The organism is Williamwhitmania sp., assembly GCA_035529935.1.
Classification (GTDB): Bacteria; Bacteroidota; Bacteroidia; order Bacteroidales; family Williamwhitmaniaceae; genus Williamwhitmania.
This window is the reverse complement of record DATKVT010000048.1, coordinates 24,977-40,189: the sequence shown is the minus strand read 5'-3', so window position 1 is coordinate 40,189 and position 15,213 is coordinate 24,977. Positions and strand designations below refer to the sequence as shown.

The 15,213-nt window shown below is 41.7% G+C and carries 13 protein-coding genes; 4 read left to right on the top strand and 9 right to left on the bottom strand.

The features are described 5' to 3' along the window. A partial coding sequence (locus VMW01_03740) for a hypothetical protein (protein HUW05352.1) occupies positions 1 to 534 on the bottom strand: 534 nt, incomplete at its 3' end. A 380-nt stretch (positions 535 to 914) separates the two neighbouring features. Between VMW01_03740 and VMW01_03735 the strand changes: the two genes are divergently transcribed. The 3 genes from VMW01_03735 (at position 915) to VMW01_03725 (ending at position 5,035) form a co-directional block, all read left to right on the top strand. After that, positions 915 to 3,677 carry a hypothetical protein gene (locus tag VMW01_03735; protein HUW05351.1) on the top strand — a complete coding sequence of 921 codons (2,763 nt, stop codon included), beginning with the start codon at positions 915 to 917 and terminating at the stop codon, positions 3,675 to 3,677. A 95-nt stretch (positions 3,678 to 3,772) separates the two neighbouring features. Next, complete coding sequence (locus VMW01_03730; protein HUW05350.1) at positions 3,773 to 3,931, top strand: hypothetical protein; 159 nt, start codon at positions 3,773 to 3,775, stop codon at positions 3,929 to 3,931. 492 nt (positions 3,932 to 4,423) lie between these two features. Then, positions 4,424 to 5,035: a Crp/Fnr family transcriptional regulator gene (locus VMW01_03725; GenBank protein ID HUW05349.1), complete on the top strand. Its 612-nt coding sequence runs from the start codon at positions 4,424 to 4,426 to the stop codon at positions 5,033 to 5,035. Here the strand turns inward: VMW01_03725 and VMW01_03720 are convergent. Both VMW01_03720 and VMW01_03715 read right to left on the bottom strand, forming a co-directional pair. Beyond that, positions 5,032 to 5,784: an ATP-binding cassette domain-containing protein gene (locus VMW01_03720; GenBank protein ID HUW05348.1), complete on the bottom strand. Its 753-nt coding sequence runs from the start codon at positions 5,782 to 5,784 to the stop codon at positions 5,032 to 5,034. The two genes, VMW01_03725 and VMW01_03720, sit on opposite strands and share 4 nt — an antisense overlap. Before the next feature lie 2 nt (positions 5,785 to 5,786). Continuing rightward, on the bottom strand, positions 5,787 to 6,527 hold the full coding sequence (locus VMW01_03715; GenBank protein ID HUW05347.1) for an ABC transporter permease: 741 nt from the start codon (positions 6,525 to 6,527) through the stop codon (positions 5,787 to 5,789). A gap of 93 nt (positions 6,528 to 6,620) precedes the next feature. Between VMW01_03715 and VMW01_03710 the strand changes: the two genes are divergently transcribed. Beyond that, a complete protein-coding gene (locus tag VMW01_03710; GenBank protein HUW05346.1) occupies positions 6,621 to 7,709 on the top strand; it encodes a mannose-1-phosphate guanylyltransferase in 1,089 nt (362 codons plus the stop codon). An 89-nt stretch (positions 7,710 to 7,798) separates the two neighbouring features. Here VMW01_03710 and gldN read toward each other — a convergent pair whose 3' ends face one another. From gldN to VMW01_03680, 6 genes are all read right to left on the bottom strand, one after another. Then, positions 7,799 to 8,686: a gliding motility protein GldN gene (gene gldN / locus VMW01_03705; GenBank protein HUW05345.1), complete on the bottom strand. Its 888-nt coding sequence runs from the start codon at positions 8,684 to 8,686 to the stop codon at positions 7,799 to 7,801. Between the two features lie 8 nt (positions 8,687 to 8,694). Next, the gene (gene gldM / locus VMW01_03700; GenBank protein HUW05344.1) at positions 8,695 to 10,338 is read right to left on the bottom strand and encodes a gliding motility protein GldM; all 1,644 of its coding nucleotides are present in this window, start codon (positions 10,336 to 10,338) and stop codon (positions 8,695 to 8,697) included. Positions 10,339 to 10,368: 30 nt separating this feature from the next. Continuing rightward, positions 10,369 to 11,577, bottom strand: coding sequence for a gliding motility protein GldL (gldL, locus tag VMW01_03695; GenBank protein ID HUW05343.1), 1,209 nt, complete (start codon positions 11,575 to 11,577; stop codon positions 10,369 to 10,371). 23 nt (positions 11,578 to 11,600) lie between these two features. Further along, entirely contained in the window at positions 11,601 to 12,932 is a 1,332-nt protein-coding gene (locus VMW01_03690; protein ID HUW05342.1) for an SUMF1/EgtB/PvdO family nonheme iron enzyme, read from the bottom strand. Positions 12,933 to 12,984: 52 nt separating this feature from the next. Continuing rightward, on the bottom strand, positions 12,985 to 13,920 hold the full coding sequence (locus tag VMW01_03685) for a type IX secretion system membrane protein PorP/SprF (protein HUW05341.1): 936 nt from the start codon (positions 13,918 to 13,920) through the stop codon (positions 12,985 to 12,987). Between the two features lie 151 nt (positions 13,921 to 14,071). Then, on the bottom strand, positions 14,072 to 15,211 hold the full coding sequence (locus VMW01_03680) for a hypothetical protein (GenBank protein HUW05340.1): 1,140 nt from the start codon (positions 15,209 to 15,211) through the stop codon (positions 14,072 to 14,074). Positions 15,212 to 15,213 lie beyond the last annotated feature (2 nt).

Below are 15,213 nucleotides of genomic sequence, written 5' to 3'. Positions count from 1 at the left end.
GCTCACATAATCAGCATTTAGGTGTATGCCAAACCTGCTGGTAGGGTTGAATCGTACCTTGGCACCAATCTGATAGATAGTGCTACTTGCACTTTTTGAATCGGTGGTTATTCCACCGTATTGAAAAACGGGTAATGATGTTGAGGATGTGCCAATCATCGCTTTTAGGTCAAAGCGAAGTAGTCGACCTAATGGAAGGGTTGCAGTGGGTCCAACCAGCAAGCCTGCATAAGCCCACATTGGTGTATTCTCTGCCGTAATGTCAACAGGTGTTGCATCGCCGAATAGGGTTGCACATAATCCCCAGTGTGGGGTGAATTGGGTGCCATAATTTATAAGGTTAACCCTTGCACCAGTTTTTGCAAACCCTGCATTTGCTCCGCTTGTTTTGGCAAAGTCGCCTGTGGGGATAGCAGCACCCAAGCTAACTTCAAAGTAGGTGCTTCTGGAGTTCTGAGGGTAGTCTTGCGCATGCAGTTTACCTATGCTCATAAGCATGAGCAACATTGCTGATGTAACGAGATACTTCCACATGACTTTTTCAATTAGTTGAGAGCGTAATCAGGTAAAGTTATGGTACTAAACCACAGAAATCCAACAAATTGAATTGATTATGACGAAAGATTAATGAATTAATTTGCCTCGAATATTACAGTTCGCTAAGATTGCATACAAACCATTATTTAAGGCCATGAGTTCCTGACTGATATACTGCTCAGTCACCTCACCATTGTTAATCACAACAATCTTGTCTACCTAGCAAATGGGATAAACAAACCTTGCTACATTGGTCGATATTACATGTTTAACATCTGTTTTCACCATCTCAACGGTTAAATAGTTTTAATACATCGGAAAACCTTTTGGATTGGAAGTTGAATAGCTAACTTTGTATGGAATATTGAGTTGAAGGTATGTTGCGTAAAAATGTTGTAGCCCTTTTTGTGGCCTTATTGCTTTTGGTTGTTGGAGTCGTCTACGTATTTACCATTTTCTATAACAAGGAAAATTCTTCCGAGCCTATTGCTGCCATTCCATTGGATGCCTCAGTGGTGATGCGCTTTACCTCTACACAGCAACTTTTTGGTCTTAAGGATGAAGGTTCTGAGTTTAAGAAACTCTTGGCTGGAACCGATTGGTATGAAGCATTTGAAAAAGAGGAGAAAAGTTTGACGGTACTGTTCACTAGCAACGATATTCTTCGAAATCTCTATACCTCAAGTCCGTTGTTCATTTCTATTCACCCTTTCGGCAGGGGAGGCAATAAAGCTGCGTTCTACCTTCAAATTCCACCGGAGGTTCACAGCCGTGACCTTGAGGATTTGACCTCGTTCTTTACTACCAAGGGAATAAGGGTGGAATCTAGTAAATATCAAGGAAGCGATGTAATCCACCTGATGCCAGGAAAAGCTTTTGTACCGGACGTCTATTTTGTTGTCGCAAATCGAATTGCAATTATCTCCTCCAGCAGAATGATTGTTGAGGCAGCACTCAGACAGCTTTCCAGTGGGGAATCGTTGTTAAAGTCCGATGGCTTTAAAACCCTATGGAAAACACTTGGCGATAATGTGAGCGTCAATATGTTAGTAAATGGAAGGAATATTACTTCTATCCTACAACCTTTGCTTGGCAGCGCAATTGTGCAACGGATACAGCTCCTCAATAAGTTCACTGATTGGATTGCTGTTGATGGATTTATGCATAGCAATGCCTTTATTGCAAATGGTTTCACACTTGCCAGCGACTCAACCAATCGATTCTTCCGAATATTTCTTCACCAATCGCCTCTTCCTGTCAAAGTTTCTGAGTTATTGCCTGCTTCTGTTGCCTGTTTTGTTAGCTACCAAATAAGTGACATTAATGGTTTTATTGCCGATTACAACAGCTATCTTGATAAGGAGAATAAGCTTTATGCGCACAATGCAAGGCTTAAGGAGTGGGAGCAGGGTGGTAATTTTAGCATTGACCGATTTATGCGGGTGGGCAAAACAAATAGCATTGTTTCGCTCTATTACCGTGACGTGAATATTGCAGGAGGTGGTTGCTGGCTCAACCTTTATGGTCTCAACGATCCAGAGACAGCAAAACTTCTGGCTAAAGAAAACTTAGCACTGCTAAAAAAGGAGACCGGCAAGCAACCGATTGCCAAAGAGGCGTTGATTGGAAAAGAGAGGGTGCCGATATACAACCTACCATCGTCCGACTTTTCGGAGGCTATGTTTAAAGGGTTGGTTTTTCCTTTCGCTGAGGATGTGGCTGCTTTTTACCAAAACTACTTTATTACCGCTTCCGATCAAAAGGGACTTGAATCATTTTTAAATGCCTTAAATAGTGGTGACAAGCTCAAGGCAACCAGCTCATACCAATCTGTATTGCCGTATGTGGCTTCAATGGGTAACATATTTTTTTACCTCAATCCAGTTAATAGCAGCAGCCTACTCTCAGTGATTGAAAAGAGTCCGCTACAGCAAGAGCTTGCAAAAACACCTGAGCTATTAAATGGTGTAGGTGGCATTGGCATTCAGTTTCGCTCATTGAAGGGTAAACTGTTTACAAACTTCTTTATTACCACACCTGCGGTGACTACATCTGCTTCCGGTTCTCCTAATGCTGAGTGGACATTCAAAGCGGATACCGTTATAAGTAGCAAACCTTATATTTTTAAAGACTACAAAACAAAACAGCAGCAGCTGGTTTTCACCGATAACCAAAATCAGCTAAACATGTTAAAGAGCGACGGTACCTTACTCTGGAAGAAAAAAATTGATGATCATATTGTTGGAGATATCCAATGTGTAGACTATTTCAGAAATCACAAGTATCAGCTGTTTTTTACAACCAAGCGGAGCGTATACCTTATCGATAGGAATGGTGAGGTAGTCGACGGCTTCCCTATCCTCCTCCCTTCTCCGGCTACGGCCATGGCTTCATTTTTTGATTACGACAACAATGGAGAAAACCGAATCTTTGTTCCAGTTGCCGATGGTAGAGTTTTGCTCTACGATAAAAGTGGGAAGGAGATTAAAGGTTGGAAATTTACCACAACAGGGGGAGTGGTTTCTGCACCCGTAGACTATTTCCGTATTAAAGGCAAGGATTATATCACAATTCACGACGGCCTTAAGTTTTACTTTCTTGATCGGCGGGGGCGCGATAGAATTAAGGTGGATAGGTCTATTGTGCCCGCGGCTAATGCAAAATGCTATTTGGCTGATAATAATAGCGATTTTATGTTACCTAGTAGTGCTGGCGAAATTGTATGGCTCAATACAGACGGAAAATCCCGTGCGGTTGTATCAAGCCAAGGAGATAATGCCTACTACTTTATTTTTGCAGATTTGAACGGAAACATGCAGGGTGATGTTATTATAGCGGATGGCAATCAAATTAATGTTTCCGATGGAAAAGGGAATAAGATGTTTTCTGTTAAGGTCGATGGCGATATTGACTCTTGGCCTGAGATAGTTAATGGTGCTAAAGGTAGAAAATATATTTTGGTCCATACTAACAAAGAAAAGTCGTATATGGTGAATTCTAACGGAACGATTTTTAGCGGTTTCCCTCTTGAAAGTAGTATTTATGCTACTTATGTTAACCTTGATGTAAAATCGGCCACCTTTGGGATGGTGTCGGTTACTTCATCGGGGGAGGTTCAGTTTTTCAGATTTAAAGAATAAACTATACTATGTTATTTCTATTTCAATTTTTACTTTTTTTTATCCTTTTCGTCTTTCTACTTGGTTTTGTATCCTTGATTTTTCTAAGGTATAAGGTGCGAAAGTTATTCAAAAGGGGATCCACCAGTGGTGCTGCTGATCAGCAGCACAAGGAGGGGGAAGTTTGGATTAAGGACAATGCAAACACCAATGAGGGTAGCGGTAAATTCCAGAACTTGGGTGAGTATGTCGACTATGAGGAGATTAAAGAGTAACTATTTGGTTATGGGGTTTAACCTCGGTACGAAAAAAATCGGGTTGTCATCCCGGTTTTCTTGTAATGGTGATTGGCCTTATTATGTAAAAATAATCTGTGTTCCTTGACCTGCAGACAATTCGTAGAATTGACCTATAGTAATAATGTCAATGACATGTTCGCCTAGATCTTCTTTCTAAGTCCAAACATGTCTACAGTCAGCTTACAGGAGTAAATCTCCCCATCACCACAACAGTGATTAACTCAAGAAACTCCTCAATTGTTGGGATGTCTAATTTCTCCATCTGACTTTTCATCGCTGCAGAGACGCCAACTTCTAACCCACCATTACCTTGGCCTTTTACAGGACGTCATACATTTAGTATGGTAGCTATCCGTGCTGATAATAATCATATATCTTAGCCACATGAAAATATCATGCAATAGCGAGGATTGCCGGAATTGCAGCCTTCGGTCGACTTTATTCAGTTGCTTAACAACAGAGGAGCTGATGATAGTAGAGGATGGGAAGGAGATCTTTGTTGCCGGAAAAGGTGAGGTAATTGCCAAGCAGGGGGATTTAGTTAGCCATTTCATTTATTTGAGAGATGGATTGGCTAAACTTTCACGACGGAACACCGAGGGTCACGAGCAGATTATTGGTATTGCTTCACCACTCGATTTTATAGGACTTCTAAGCCTCTTCTCTTCATCCACATATCAATATACAATCACTGCAATTGAGGACACTGAACTCTGCATGGTAAATATTTCGGCTGTGGAGCAGCTTGTTTTGAAGAGTGGCACATTTGCAAGGACGCTGTTGGAGAAAATGAGCATTGTGTCTAACAAGTTGCTAAATACGAGGCTGGAGTTAAATACACGTCAACTTAGGGGACGAATTGCCTTAATAATATTGATGTTTGCTGACGACGTTTATAAGACCAATACTTTTTCACTTCCCATATCACGTAAGGAAATAGGTGATCTCATTGATATGCGGGTGGAGAATGTAATAAGAAGCCTTTCCGAGTTCCGGAAGGATGGTATTATTCGCATTGAAGGAACTACCATTGAGATATTGGATAAGCCAATGCTCGAATGGCTTATGCTCCACGGTTAAAACTTACCTTTTACTGCTCGTGTCAGCGATGAGGAGAAAACAAACTGGTTCAGTTCCTTATTGTCGGTTTTTAAAATTTCTTCCCTAGTCCCTTCCCACCATTTTTTACCTTGATAGATAAAGAGAATTTTATCCCCAATCTCCATTACAGAGTTCATGTCGTGCGTGTTGATGATGGTCGTAATTTGATATTCCTCCGTTATCTCCTTAATTAAGTTATCAATTACTGTCGCCGTGCGGGGGTCAAGGCCTGAGTTTGGTTCATCACAAAAGAGATATTTAGGATTCAAGGCAATGGCCCGAGCAATGGCCACCCGCTTTTGCATTCCACCACTAATTTCAGAAGGGAAGAGCTTGTTTGAGTCGGAAATATTGACCCGTTGAAGGCAGAAGTTTGCCCGTTCAAGTTTTTCTGCTTCGCTCATATCCGTAAACATATCGAGCGGAAATTTAACATTCTCAAGAACAGAAACGCTATCGAATAGTGCACCTCCCTGAAAGAGCATTCCTATCTTTTTTCTCAAATTTTGCCTCTCCTTCCTATCAATAGATGAAAACAGGGTGTCGTTATAGTAAATTTCCCCATTATCTATAGGGTATAGCCCAACAAGCGATTTCAGCAGAACAGTTTTACCGGAACCACTCTCTCCTATAATTTGGTTTATTTTTCCCTGGTGAAACGTGGCAGAGATATTCTCGAGCACCAACCTGCTGTCAAAGGATTTAGATAAATTAATGGCCTTTATCATGATTACTTAAGAAGCATTTGGGTAAGAATTAAATTGAAGAGCAGAATGGCCACACTGGCAACCACCACTGCTTTTGTGCTAGATCGGCCAACCTCTACCGAGCCTCCTTTAACTGTGAAGCCATAGTAAGCGGAGATGGTGGTAATAAGAAAGGCAAAGACGACGGTTTTAATTAATGCATAAGTGATGTAATATGGAACAAAACCATACTGAATTCCATTAATATAGCTCTCGGTGGTAATTACCCCAGTGAAAACACCAACCGACCATCCACCGGCAATACCAACTAGCACGCTGAGGATAGTTAAAAATGGATTGAATAAAACCGTGGCAACAATCTTAGGTAGAATAAGAAAGCTCGCTGAGTTGACGCCCATAATTTCTAGAGCATCAATCTGCTCGGAAACGCGCATTGAACCTATTTCCGAGGCAATATTGGAGCCAACCTTTCCTGCAAGAATTAACCCAACAATGGTGGATGAGAATTCCAGAAGAATGGAGTCTCTGGCTGCAACTCCAATTATGTAATTTGGCAAAAATGGGCTTTCCGTATTGTAGGCGGTTTGAAGGGTAATTACAGCACCCATAAATGCCGATATGATGGCCACAATACCAATGGAGTTAACCCCTAACGACTCGATCTCTTTTACAACCTGTCGATAGTACATTAACTTTTTCTCAGGTCTTGAAAACACCCGCTTCATCAGCAAAACGTAATCGCCAATAGCATGAAACAGTTCCATCCTTTTTTTTAACAAAGGTAGAAAATTCCTTTCATTAACCATTTTAGGTGGAGGGTGTAGTTCTTTTCCTAAATTTGTAAAAAAAACCAAGTCATGAATAAAAACCATTACTGTGTAATAATGGCTGGTGGCGTCGGAAGCCGCTTTTGGCCTCTTAGCAGAAATGCTAAGCCAAAACAGTTTCTCGATATCCTTGGCACAGGGAGAACCTTCATACAACAAACTTTTGACAGGTTTGCTGCCATTATTCCGGTGGGAAACATAATGGTTGTTACTAGCGTGGCCTATAAGGATATTGTCCTCGAGCAGCTTCCAGAAATTGATGAGTCACAGGTTTTGCTTGAACCACTGCGGAGAAATACCGCACCTTGCATAGCCTATGCCAACTATAAAATTCTGGAAAGGAATTCCAATGCCGTAATCGTGGTGGCACCTTCGGACCATCTGGTCCTTAATGAGACGCAGTTTCACAATACGATACTTCAGGGTCTTACCTTTGCCGAAGCTAACAAATCGCTAATAACCATAGGCATCAAGCCAACAAGGCCAGAGACGGGCTATGGCTATATTCAAATTAATAGTGGAGTTCCTGCTCCCGAGGCTGGTATTCGAAAGGTTAAAACCTTTACCGAAAAGCCTAATCTCGATATGGCAAAGATATTTTTGAAAAGCGGAGAATTTTTTTGGAATTCGGGAATCTTTATTTGGTCGTTGACAACGATACTCGATAGCTTTCGCGATTTATTACCTGAGGTTAGTAGCCTCTTTGCAGACGGTATTGGACTCTATAATTCACCCAAAGAAGAAGGGTTTATTCGAGATATATACTCTGAGTGTCGTAGCGTATCCATCGACTATGGCATAATGGAAAAGGCAGACAACGTATACGTTATTATGGCAGAATTCGGATGGTCTGATTTGGGAACGTGGGGGTCACTATTTATTAATTCGCAGCGAGATAAGTTGGGCAATTCAGTTACCGGTGCCAACGTGATGAGCTATGGGATTAAGAATTGTGTTGTCCGTGTTCCTGATGAGAAGTTGGTTGTTCTGCAAGGATTAAGCGACTGCATTGTAGTGGAATCGGATGGGATTTTGCTCGTTTGTAGAATGGATGATGAACAGGAAATTAAATCCTTTGTGAGCGATATTCTGATTGAAAAAGGAGAGCAGTATACCTAGATTACATTTATAGGTTCATTTCTCAATGGTATAGAAAAATAAAAGCCATCTCGTATTGAGATGGCTTTTTATTGCAATGAGAAGTAGTATTAGAATTCCCACAGGTCGTGTTCGGTATCGAAAATGTCATTTCTAATTCTTTCCGACTCCTCCATATTTGGAACACCGCCTAGGGTGTAGGTATTTATCATACGGTTATTGTATACGTTTCCTTCCTGAACGATGTAGGATTCAAACCGTCTAAAGAAGAATAGGTCGTCGAAAGATATGCGTTGCGCATCGTTGTGATCGTTGAAAACGGTTGTGTTTGCTAATATCTTTCTAGCCTCGGGGAAGTATACCCAGAAGGTTTTAACCTTAGTAAGGGTACCAGTATTTTCCTCGTCAGCGTTTTCGTCACCAGTATTAACAGTCTTGTAGTAAACTCTAATTGGGCAAATACCGATAATACGCACCTCCATGCGGGAATACTTTTTATCGAAGTACCATTCTTCTTTGACTAAAAACTCCTTAATATCAGCCCATTTAGGGTCGGCGTACTGCGTTTTAGGTGAGCCATCCTCGTTTTTACCCACATCAACCATTCCTCCACCGAGTTTAGTTTCGCACTCGTTAAACGACATCGGAGTGGTAAACTCATCGTCGACATCAGGATCGTAAGCAACAATCTCACCTTTTTTAATTGCACTATAAAGGGTTTGGATCAGACTTTTTCTATCCTGCATTTCTTGTGTTGGAAAGTAAAGGGGAAGATTCATTTTTTCCCGAAGGTCAATTATCCTCCAAACACGCTTACTCCACATAACATCGGCTTCTCGAAGCGATGGGTATGGTATTGGTTTACGTTCCGTGATGGTTTCTTTTACATAAATGCCATCCTGAACAAGGCTTTCCTTTTGAATTGGCTGCGCATAGGAGGAGGCAGCAACGGTTACCATTGTAGTAAGGCCAAATAAAATACGGAGACTCCTTCTCATGGTGGTGGTTATTTAACTTTAATATTTATGTCGTTGAGGTCTCTTACAGATCCATCAGGGCCTACCGCCTTAATATCTGTAATGAGCACCCGTTGGTTGGGTCTAATTCTTCCAATTATTGTTTTTGCCTTATCAGAAAACCGCCAACCCGTAACATCGGCACTTTGCTCATAACCGTCAATAATTGCCGATACGGTATAACTTTTAATGGTAAAGGTAAGGTCAAAGTCGAAATCGGGTGGCATTTCTGCCGCAATACCATCAGCCGCAGTAAGGTAAACCTTATCAACGATTCTAGTGGTTATGCCAATTACCCGTGGGGTAGGATCAGGTACATTTTTTATACGAAACTGAACTTTTCCAAGATTTTTCTTTGCGTTGTCGATGGTTGCAAGGACCGAAATGTTTGCAATTTTTCCAGGACCAGGTTGTACAACAAAGGCATTGCCAACTCTTTTTATTGACCCGTTGTCGATTAATGGCTGTATTTTGTCCATTGGAACGCCGGCTACGGAGATATCAACCGGATTGTCAACGCCACGGTAGAGCACGTTCATTTTACTTGGTGATACCACAATGGATGGAACCGCCACTTGGAATGTTGCCTTAAACGGTTTTTTAATCAACCGTCCATCTGGAGAGACCAATTGTATTAGTCCGCCCCAGTGCACTACTCCTGATTTTGGAATACGAACCTTGTATATACCAATTCCTTTACTAACAGGAAGTTCAGTAGAGTTTCCTTTGATACTGTAATCTCTTGTACCAGCGGCCGTTATTGTTGAGTCAACAGAACCCACATATATTTTCGGATCCTGTGTGGAGTCAGAGGCCGCTAGGAATACCTGTGCTTGGTACTCATTTCCCTGCAGTACATAGTCGGAGTTGGCAATCACAATTGCCTCTACCTTGTTGAATCTGAGCGATCCAGCATCGATTTGCTGAAGGAGATAGCTTATTATTTCGGCTTCACTGTTGAGCACGTCAAGCTGCATTTTTGTAAGTATCGGCAAATCAGCGGCTACAGGAACACTTTCAAATTTACCCGTTTCCCAAGTTCTTGTTGTTCCATCCTCCTTTTGTGGGGGATCGGTTGTATTAAGTAAAATATTGAGGGAGGACACAAGGGGTTCAAACTTTTGCTTATCGGTAATAAATCCTTTTAAATAATCTCTATAATCCGCTATCTTTTTTCTTAAATTATACGCCTCTCCATTCTTATCGCTGCCAAGCATAACTCTACTGCCAGCATCGGTATTTGCTTTACTGAGTAATTTATCACCATCAACCTCAACAACTTTACCATTTTTTACGGTAACCGCCGCTGCATCTTTTCCATCGGCAGCATACACTATCTGTGCCTTAAGCTCCTCAATATAGTAGTTTAACTCCTGCGTCTTTTTTCGAATCTCATCCGCTTTATCTTTCCACGGCTTGACTTTTTCTGGGTTTAGCGCAAATGCTTTGTCAAATTCGTTGTAGGCATCCGCATTTTTGGAGGAAAAGCTATGGTTCGTTTGGATTAATCCTTGGTCAACAAGCACGAATGCATCCAATACTTCAGCCGATACGTTTAACGCAAGCATAGCTGTAAGTACTAGGTACATCATACCTATCATTTTTTGCCTGGGTGTTTCTTTTCCGTGGGCCATACCTAATTAAAATCTATTGCTATTATTCATTTAATTATTGGACATGACGTTCATGGCAGAAAGCATGTTGCCATAAATGGCGTTAAGTGAATCAATATTTTGATTAAGGTTGGTAACCCCTTGGCGCAACTTTTGAACCTCCTGAATAGATTTTTGAAGATCTGAAACCATCTTCTCAACACCAGTATAAAGTTCTCCAGAGTCCTTTAAGTATTTGTCGGATTGGTGAATTTGTTGCTCGTGAACTTGATTCAACGCTTCTAGATGCTTATTGAGAACCGAGAGTTGTTGAACATAAGATTGGTTAATATTGGAAACCGTTGCGTGGTCGCTTTGTATTTGTGCAGTAATGTCCTTGTAGCCACTGGCAAGTGATGAGGCTGCTCCAGACATATCATCGGCCACCTGCTTGGCAGCACCGGTAATAATCTCATTTACCTGCTTGCCAGTTATGTCGATCTGATTTTTTAAGCTTCCTGCCGTTTGAGTAATACCTTGACTAAACTTATCTCCGGCCTCGGCAACAGAGCCGGCGGCTTTTTGATATGTTTCAGATGCAAGATTAAGTGACTCATTAAGAACGTTGGAGGATTGCTCATATTTTTCCGAAAAAGAGGTAACTGTTCCGGAGGCTTTTTTCATGCTGTCAGCAAGTTCGCTCGAGGCCGCAGCAGCGTTGGAAATGTCAGCGAGTTTCTCTGAAGTTTGGCTAAGCTTGTTAAGCCCCTTTCCGACTTTATCAAAAAGTTCAGGTCCAATATCAGCCTTCTCAAGCATCTGGTTGAACTTTTCGGTGAATATTAGTGCACCAGATGAGTTGTAACCTCCGCCACTAGTCTGAGGAATCTGTTGCGGTTGGCTCTGTGCAACAGCAGCTGGTGCTGCTGGAACGCCACCCGTTGCAGTTATAACACCTGCAATAATTTCCTGAATGGTTTCACTGTCTAACCCATTTCGGGCGGACCGATATTTTTTCAACTCCTCCTCATCCGTAATTCCGGTGAGTTCAGGATATACCAACGTCCAATCAACTTCCTCATGAGGCGGCTCAAAGGCCGAGAAGAAAAAGATGATTGCCTCAGTGGTCATACCTAATACCAAAGCAGTTGTGGCACCTGTCCAGTGGTTTAGTTTGAACAGAGCACCAATAATTACAACAGAAGCACCCCAACCATATAATTTGGTCATGAATTTTCTCCAGCTGTCGCTTTGAACAAATTCAGTAATATTGAATCCCATTGTGGAAATTTTTTAACAGGTTACTAATTTCCTCCAGGCATATAACTTCTCACGCAGCGGAATCCAATGTAGGGCTTAGCCGTATCTTGGTATTCATAAGTTCTCGTTCCGTTTTGCAAGAAATATGCAATATCTTTCCAGGAGCCACCACGAACAACTTTTCTTTTGAGAGCGGGTGGATCGTTAGGCTTTGCATTATACTTATAATCTGGGTTCATGTCGTGTGTGAACATGTATGCCGATTCATCATAGGCGTTTGACGTCCACTCTGCCACATTGCCAGCCATGTCGTATAAGCCGTAGTCGTTAGGGTCATAACTCATTACAGGAACGGTGGTTAAACCTCCATCGTCAACATAATTTCCTCTAAGAGGTTTGAAGTTAGCCAGAAAGCACCCTGTTTGGTTGCGAGTGTAAGGACCACCCCAAGGATACTTGTTTAAGTCAAGGCCACCTCTTGCAGCATACTCCCATTCACTTTCAGTTGGCAAGCGATAGTCGTTAACGAATGGCTCCCCTCTTTTAAAGTGGTAATCGTTAAGGCTTTGCGTACGCCAAATACAGAATGCGGTAGCTTGTTTCCACGTAACTCCTACAACTGGGTAGTTATCAAAACTAGGGTGATAGAAGTAGGTGGTAGTGTATGGTTCGTTATATGAATAGGTAAAATCGCTAATCCAGCAAAGGGTGTCAGGATAAACATTTACAACATCACGGATAATAAAGGAGGAACGATCAGTAATCGGCACCTTTTCACCCATTATGTTAACAACATCACCTGAGTAACGTTTTTCGTCAAAGTTGTAACGATTTCTTGGATTTGCGGCCTGTTGAAGGTCAATCCAAAAGTACTCATATTGAAGTTTTCGGGTATCGATTTCCTTCCGACGGTAGAATCGCTCCTGATTGTTATAGTACATGGAGTCAAGAATTGCAGCTTGTTCCTCGTCACCTGGGTCAATAGGGGTGTCCCAGTTAAGGACGGGAGGATCTATCTCGTTTCCAAACTCATCTTCGGTAATTGCAAAATCGTCGATCTGTTCTGCCAACAAACGGCGTTCAATGGAGTCGCGAACGTAGTAAACGAACTGGCGATACTCGTTGTTCGTAATTTCTGTTTGGTCCATCCAAAACGCATCAACAGAAACTGTTTTTGCAGGTGCAGTTACTGACCATGCTACATCTTGATCGCTAGCCCCCATGTTGTATGAACCTTGAGGGATAAAGACCATTCCATATGGAGGTGCTTCGGCATAGCTTGAACGGCCTGGCACACCAGTAAGCTCACCACTCATATTAGGGCCGCAGCTTGTAACTATTGCTGCTAGTAGACTCAGAACCAGTATTCTTTTCATAGTCGGAAAGTTATGAGCAAAAAACAAATTTTCCTTAATTGTATTGTGCAAATTACAAAAATCTTATACTCTTGTACCTCTGTGGTGGTTTTTCTTTTTTCAAAGTAAAACTATAACTAACCATAAACTCATGAGTACCATCATTATACCCGCTTAATGCTGATAAAGAATAATCGTAAGCGTAGCCTAATCTTACTCCATTGAAAAGTTCAACCCCAAACATTGCAGTGATGGCATCATTTAACCTATAGGAAACGCCGCCCCAGATTCTTTTATTGTAGAGAACATTTGTATTTACCGTTAACGAAGAACTTACCCCGTCGGTTACTATAAAAATGCTTGGAATGATTTCAAATGATGGGTTGGGCAGTGACATATTGTATCCGCTGCTTAGATAATAGGTTCTATTCAAGACAGATGGATTCACAGCCTTGTTTAGTGCTGGTTGATTTAAATGCTGAGCGGATAGGCCAAAATACATTTTGTCAGTTTGGTAATAGAGACCAAAAGCAAGGTCAAAACTCATTACGCTTTCCTTTTGTTGTGGAATGTTTGGATCGCCGGTGCCCGTACCTCCCTCTGGGTCTTTCCATGTTGGGTTGAGAGAAGGGTTTATAAAACCAGCAGCCACGCCAATGCCCAGCTTGCCGTTTGCTAGTGTTAGCCTGTATGCGTAATTTAAATTAATATCAATATCATTGTTGAAAGCGTATTTGTCGTTGTATACGGTAATACCTGCGCCATGTGACTCACCGAATAATCGGAATGGAGAGTTTACATTAATTACAGTGGTTGCTGGTGCTCCAGCAAAGCCAACCCATTGCTGCCTGTTAATTGCAGTGGCGCATATCATGTCCGAACTACCGGCGAACCCTGGGTTAATGGCCATTTGATTAAACATGTTTTGACTGAATTGCGGAGTCTGTTGGGCTGTTACTTCCAACGATGTAATAAGAAGAATAAATTGTAACAGGTAAAACTTTCTCATACAAACGCCCCAATACATTTACATCTGAAAGGTAAAATAAGTAAAAATTAATTACTCCAACAAATTTTCAAAACGAATTGCTGAATGAGAATGATTAACCTAGGATGGTTTTACTAAAAAGCGTTGAAAATGTTCCATTAATGGAAAACAACTAGCTGTTTTTCTTTAAATGAAACAGCCATCGAAATGGGATGTCGTGCTTAGTGGCATCAAGATATTCGTCGTAACTACAGGCAATCAGTTTTTTTTGTGTTTTTTTTGGTGTTGGGGGTAATTCCATCCACCAACGGTCGGTTTGTTTACTTTTGTAGAAAACTAAATCTTCACCATTTTTTTCCACCTTCACTATAAATTTTTGTAGAGTAGCCTTATGGAGTGCTGGATATTCACTCCTCCTTTTTGAAAACCCGTCAAAAAAATGCCAGATAAGCTGGGCTACCAAGCTGGTTGAAATTGTATCGCTCCGATTCTCATAATTGCCAAAAACGCCAAAAAAGCTAACCTTGTCAGCATAGCCAGCATACCTTGCTAAGGTACATGCCTCCTCTGCATAGAGCCCGTTGGGTCCGGAGTATCTACCTGAAGGATTATCGGCATGGCGGATAGCATTTAAGTCGAGGCACACAAGATTGCTATCCCGAAGCAGCGGTTCTGCACATTTGATGTCGGTTCGGAGTTGACCAAGACGAATGACCTCGACAAAAATTCTGTTTGAAAGGTCAAAATCAGCGGGGTTGGTGAGGTAGGTTTGAATGCCAACAATATTCAAAAAGTCCGGCTCCGTTGAAGGATTCTCTATGATATGAGAAAAAAGTCCGGCTTCACTTTTTATCGCTGAAACGTCATGCGTTGGAATTTTTGAATCTATCAATGTGACGCCAATATTGTCATTGTTCTTTTGCAACACCTTGTAGTAAGGTGTAGCGTTTTCCCTCGATGGTGAAATTAGAACTAGGCTTTTCTTTTCTTTGAGGCAATACTTTGTTAGCCGATGCAGGCAATCATCAACTTCTGCGGCATTCATATTTTTGGGAATATTCCCTAAGTCACCAATTCTTGGCATGTTGTCCGGTGCAAAAAGCGTGTATAGTTCCCTCCTGATATCGTCAGGCGATACAGCAGTTTCACTGGATGAGTCATATACACCAAGAAGAAGCACCTCTGCGTCCTTGGGAGTTGTCACCTCCGGGATAATCGGCAAAATTGATCGTCCCAGAGTTGCTGGAAGAAGAAGCAATGCCTCGGCAAGAATGGCATTGCTCACAGGTTCAAATAGATCTTCCAGTTTCATTC

What these genes read in the sequence shown, in the direction of transcription:
- VMW01_03735 (HUW05351.1), top strand. Translation starts at nt 915, where the DNA reads ATGTTGCGTAAAAATGTTGTAGCCCTTTTTGTGGCCTTATTGCTTTTG.
- VMW01_03725 (HUW05349.1), top strand. Translation starts at nt 4,424, where the DNA reads ATGATAGTAGAGGATGGGAAGGAGATCTTTGTTGCCGGAAAAGGTGAG.
- VMW01_03720 (HUW05348.1), bottom strand. Translation starts at nt 5,784, where the DNA reads ATGATAAAGGCCATTAATTTATCTAAATCCTTTGACAGCAGGTTGGTG.
- VMW01_03715 (HUW05347.1), bottom strand. Translation starts at nt 6,527, where the DNA reads ATGGAACTGTTTCATGCTATTGGCGATTACGTTTTGCTGATGAAGCGG.
- VMW01_03710 (HUW05346.1), top strand. Translation starts at nt 6,621, where the DNA reads ATGAATAAAAACCATTACTGTGTAATAATGGCTGGTGGCGTCGGAAGC.
- gldN (HUW05345.1), bottom strand. Translation starts at nt 8,686, where the DNA reads ATGAGAAGGAGTCTCCGTATTTTATTTGGCCTTACTACAATGGTAACC.
- gldM (HUW05344.1), bottom strand. Translation starts at nt 10,338, where the DNA reads ATGGCCCACGGAAAAGAAACACCCAGGCAAAAAATGATAGGTATGATG.
- gldL (HUW05343.1), bottom strand. Translation starts at nt 11,577, where the DNA reads ATGGGATTCAATATTACTGAATTTGTTCAAAGCGACAGCTGGAGAAAA.
- VMW01_03690 (HUW05342.1), bottom strand. Translation starts at nt 12,932, where the DNA reads ATGAAAAGAATACTGGTTCTGAGTCTACTAGCAGCAATAGTTACAAGC.
- VMW01_03685 (HUW05341.1), bottom strand. Translation starts at nt 13,920, where the DNA reads ATGAGAAAGTTTTACCTGTTACAATTTATTCTTCTTATTACATCGTTG.
- VMW01_03680 (HUW05340.1), bottom strand. Translation starts at nt 15,211, where the DNA reads ATGAAACTGGAAGATCTATTTGAACCTGTGAGCAATGCCATTCTTGCC.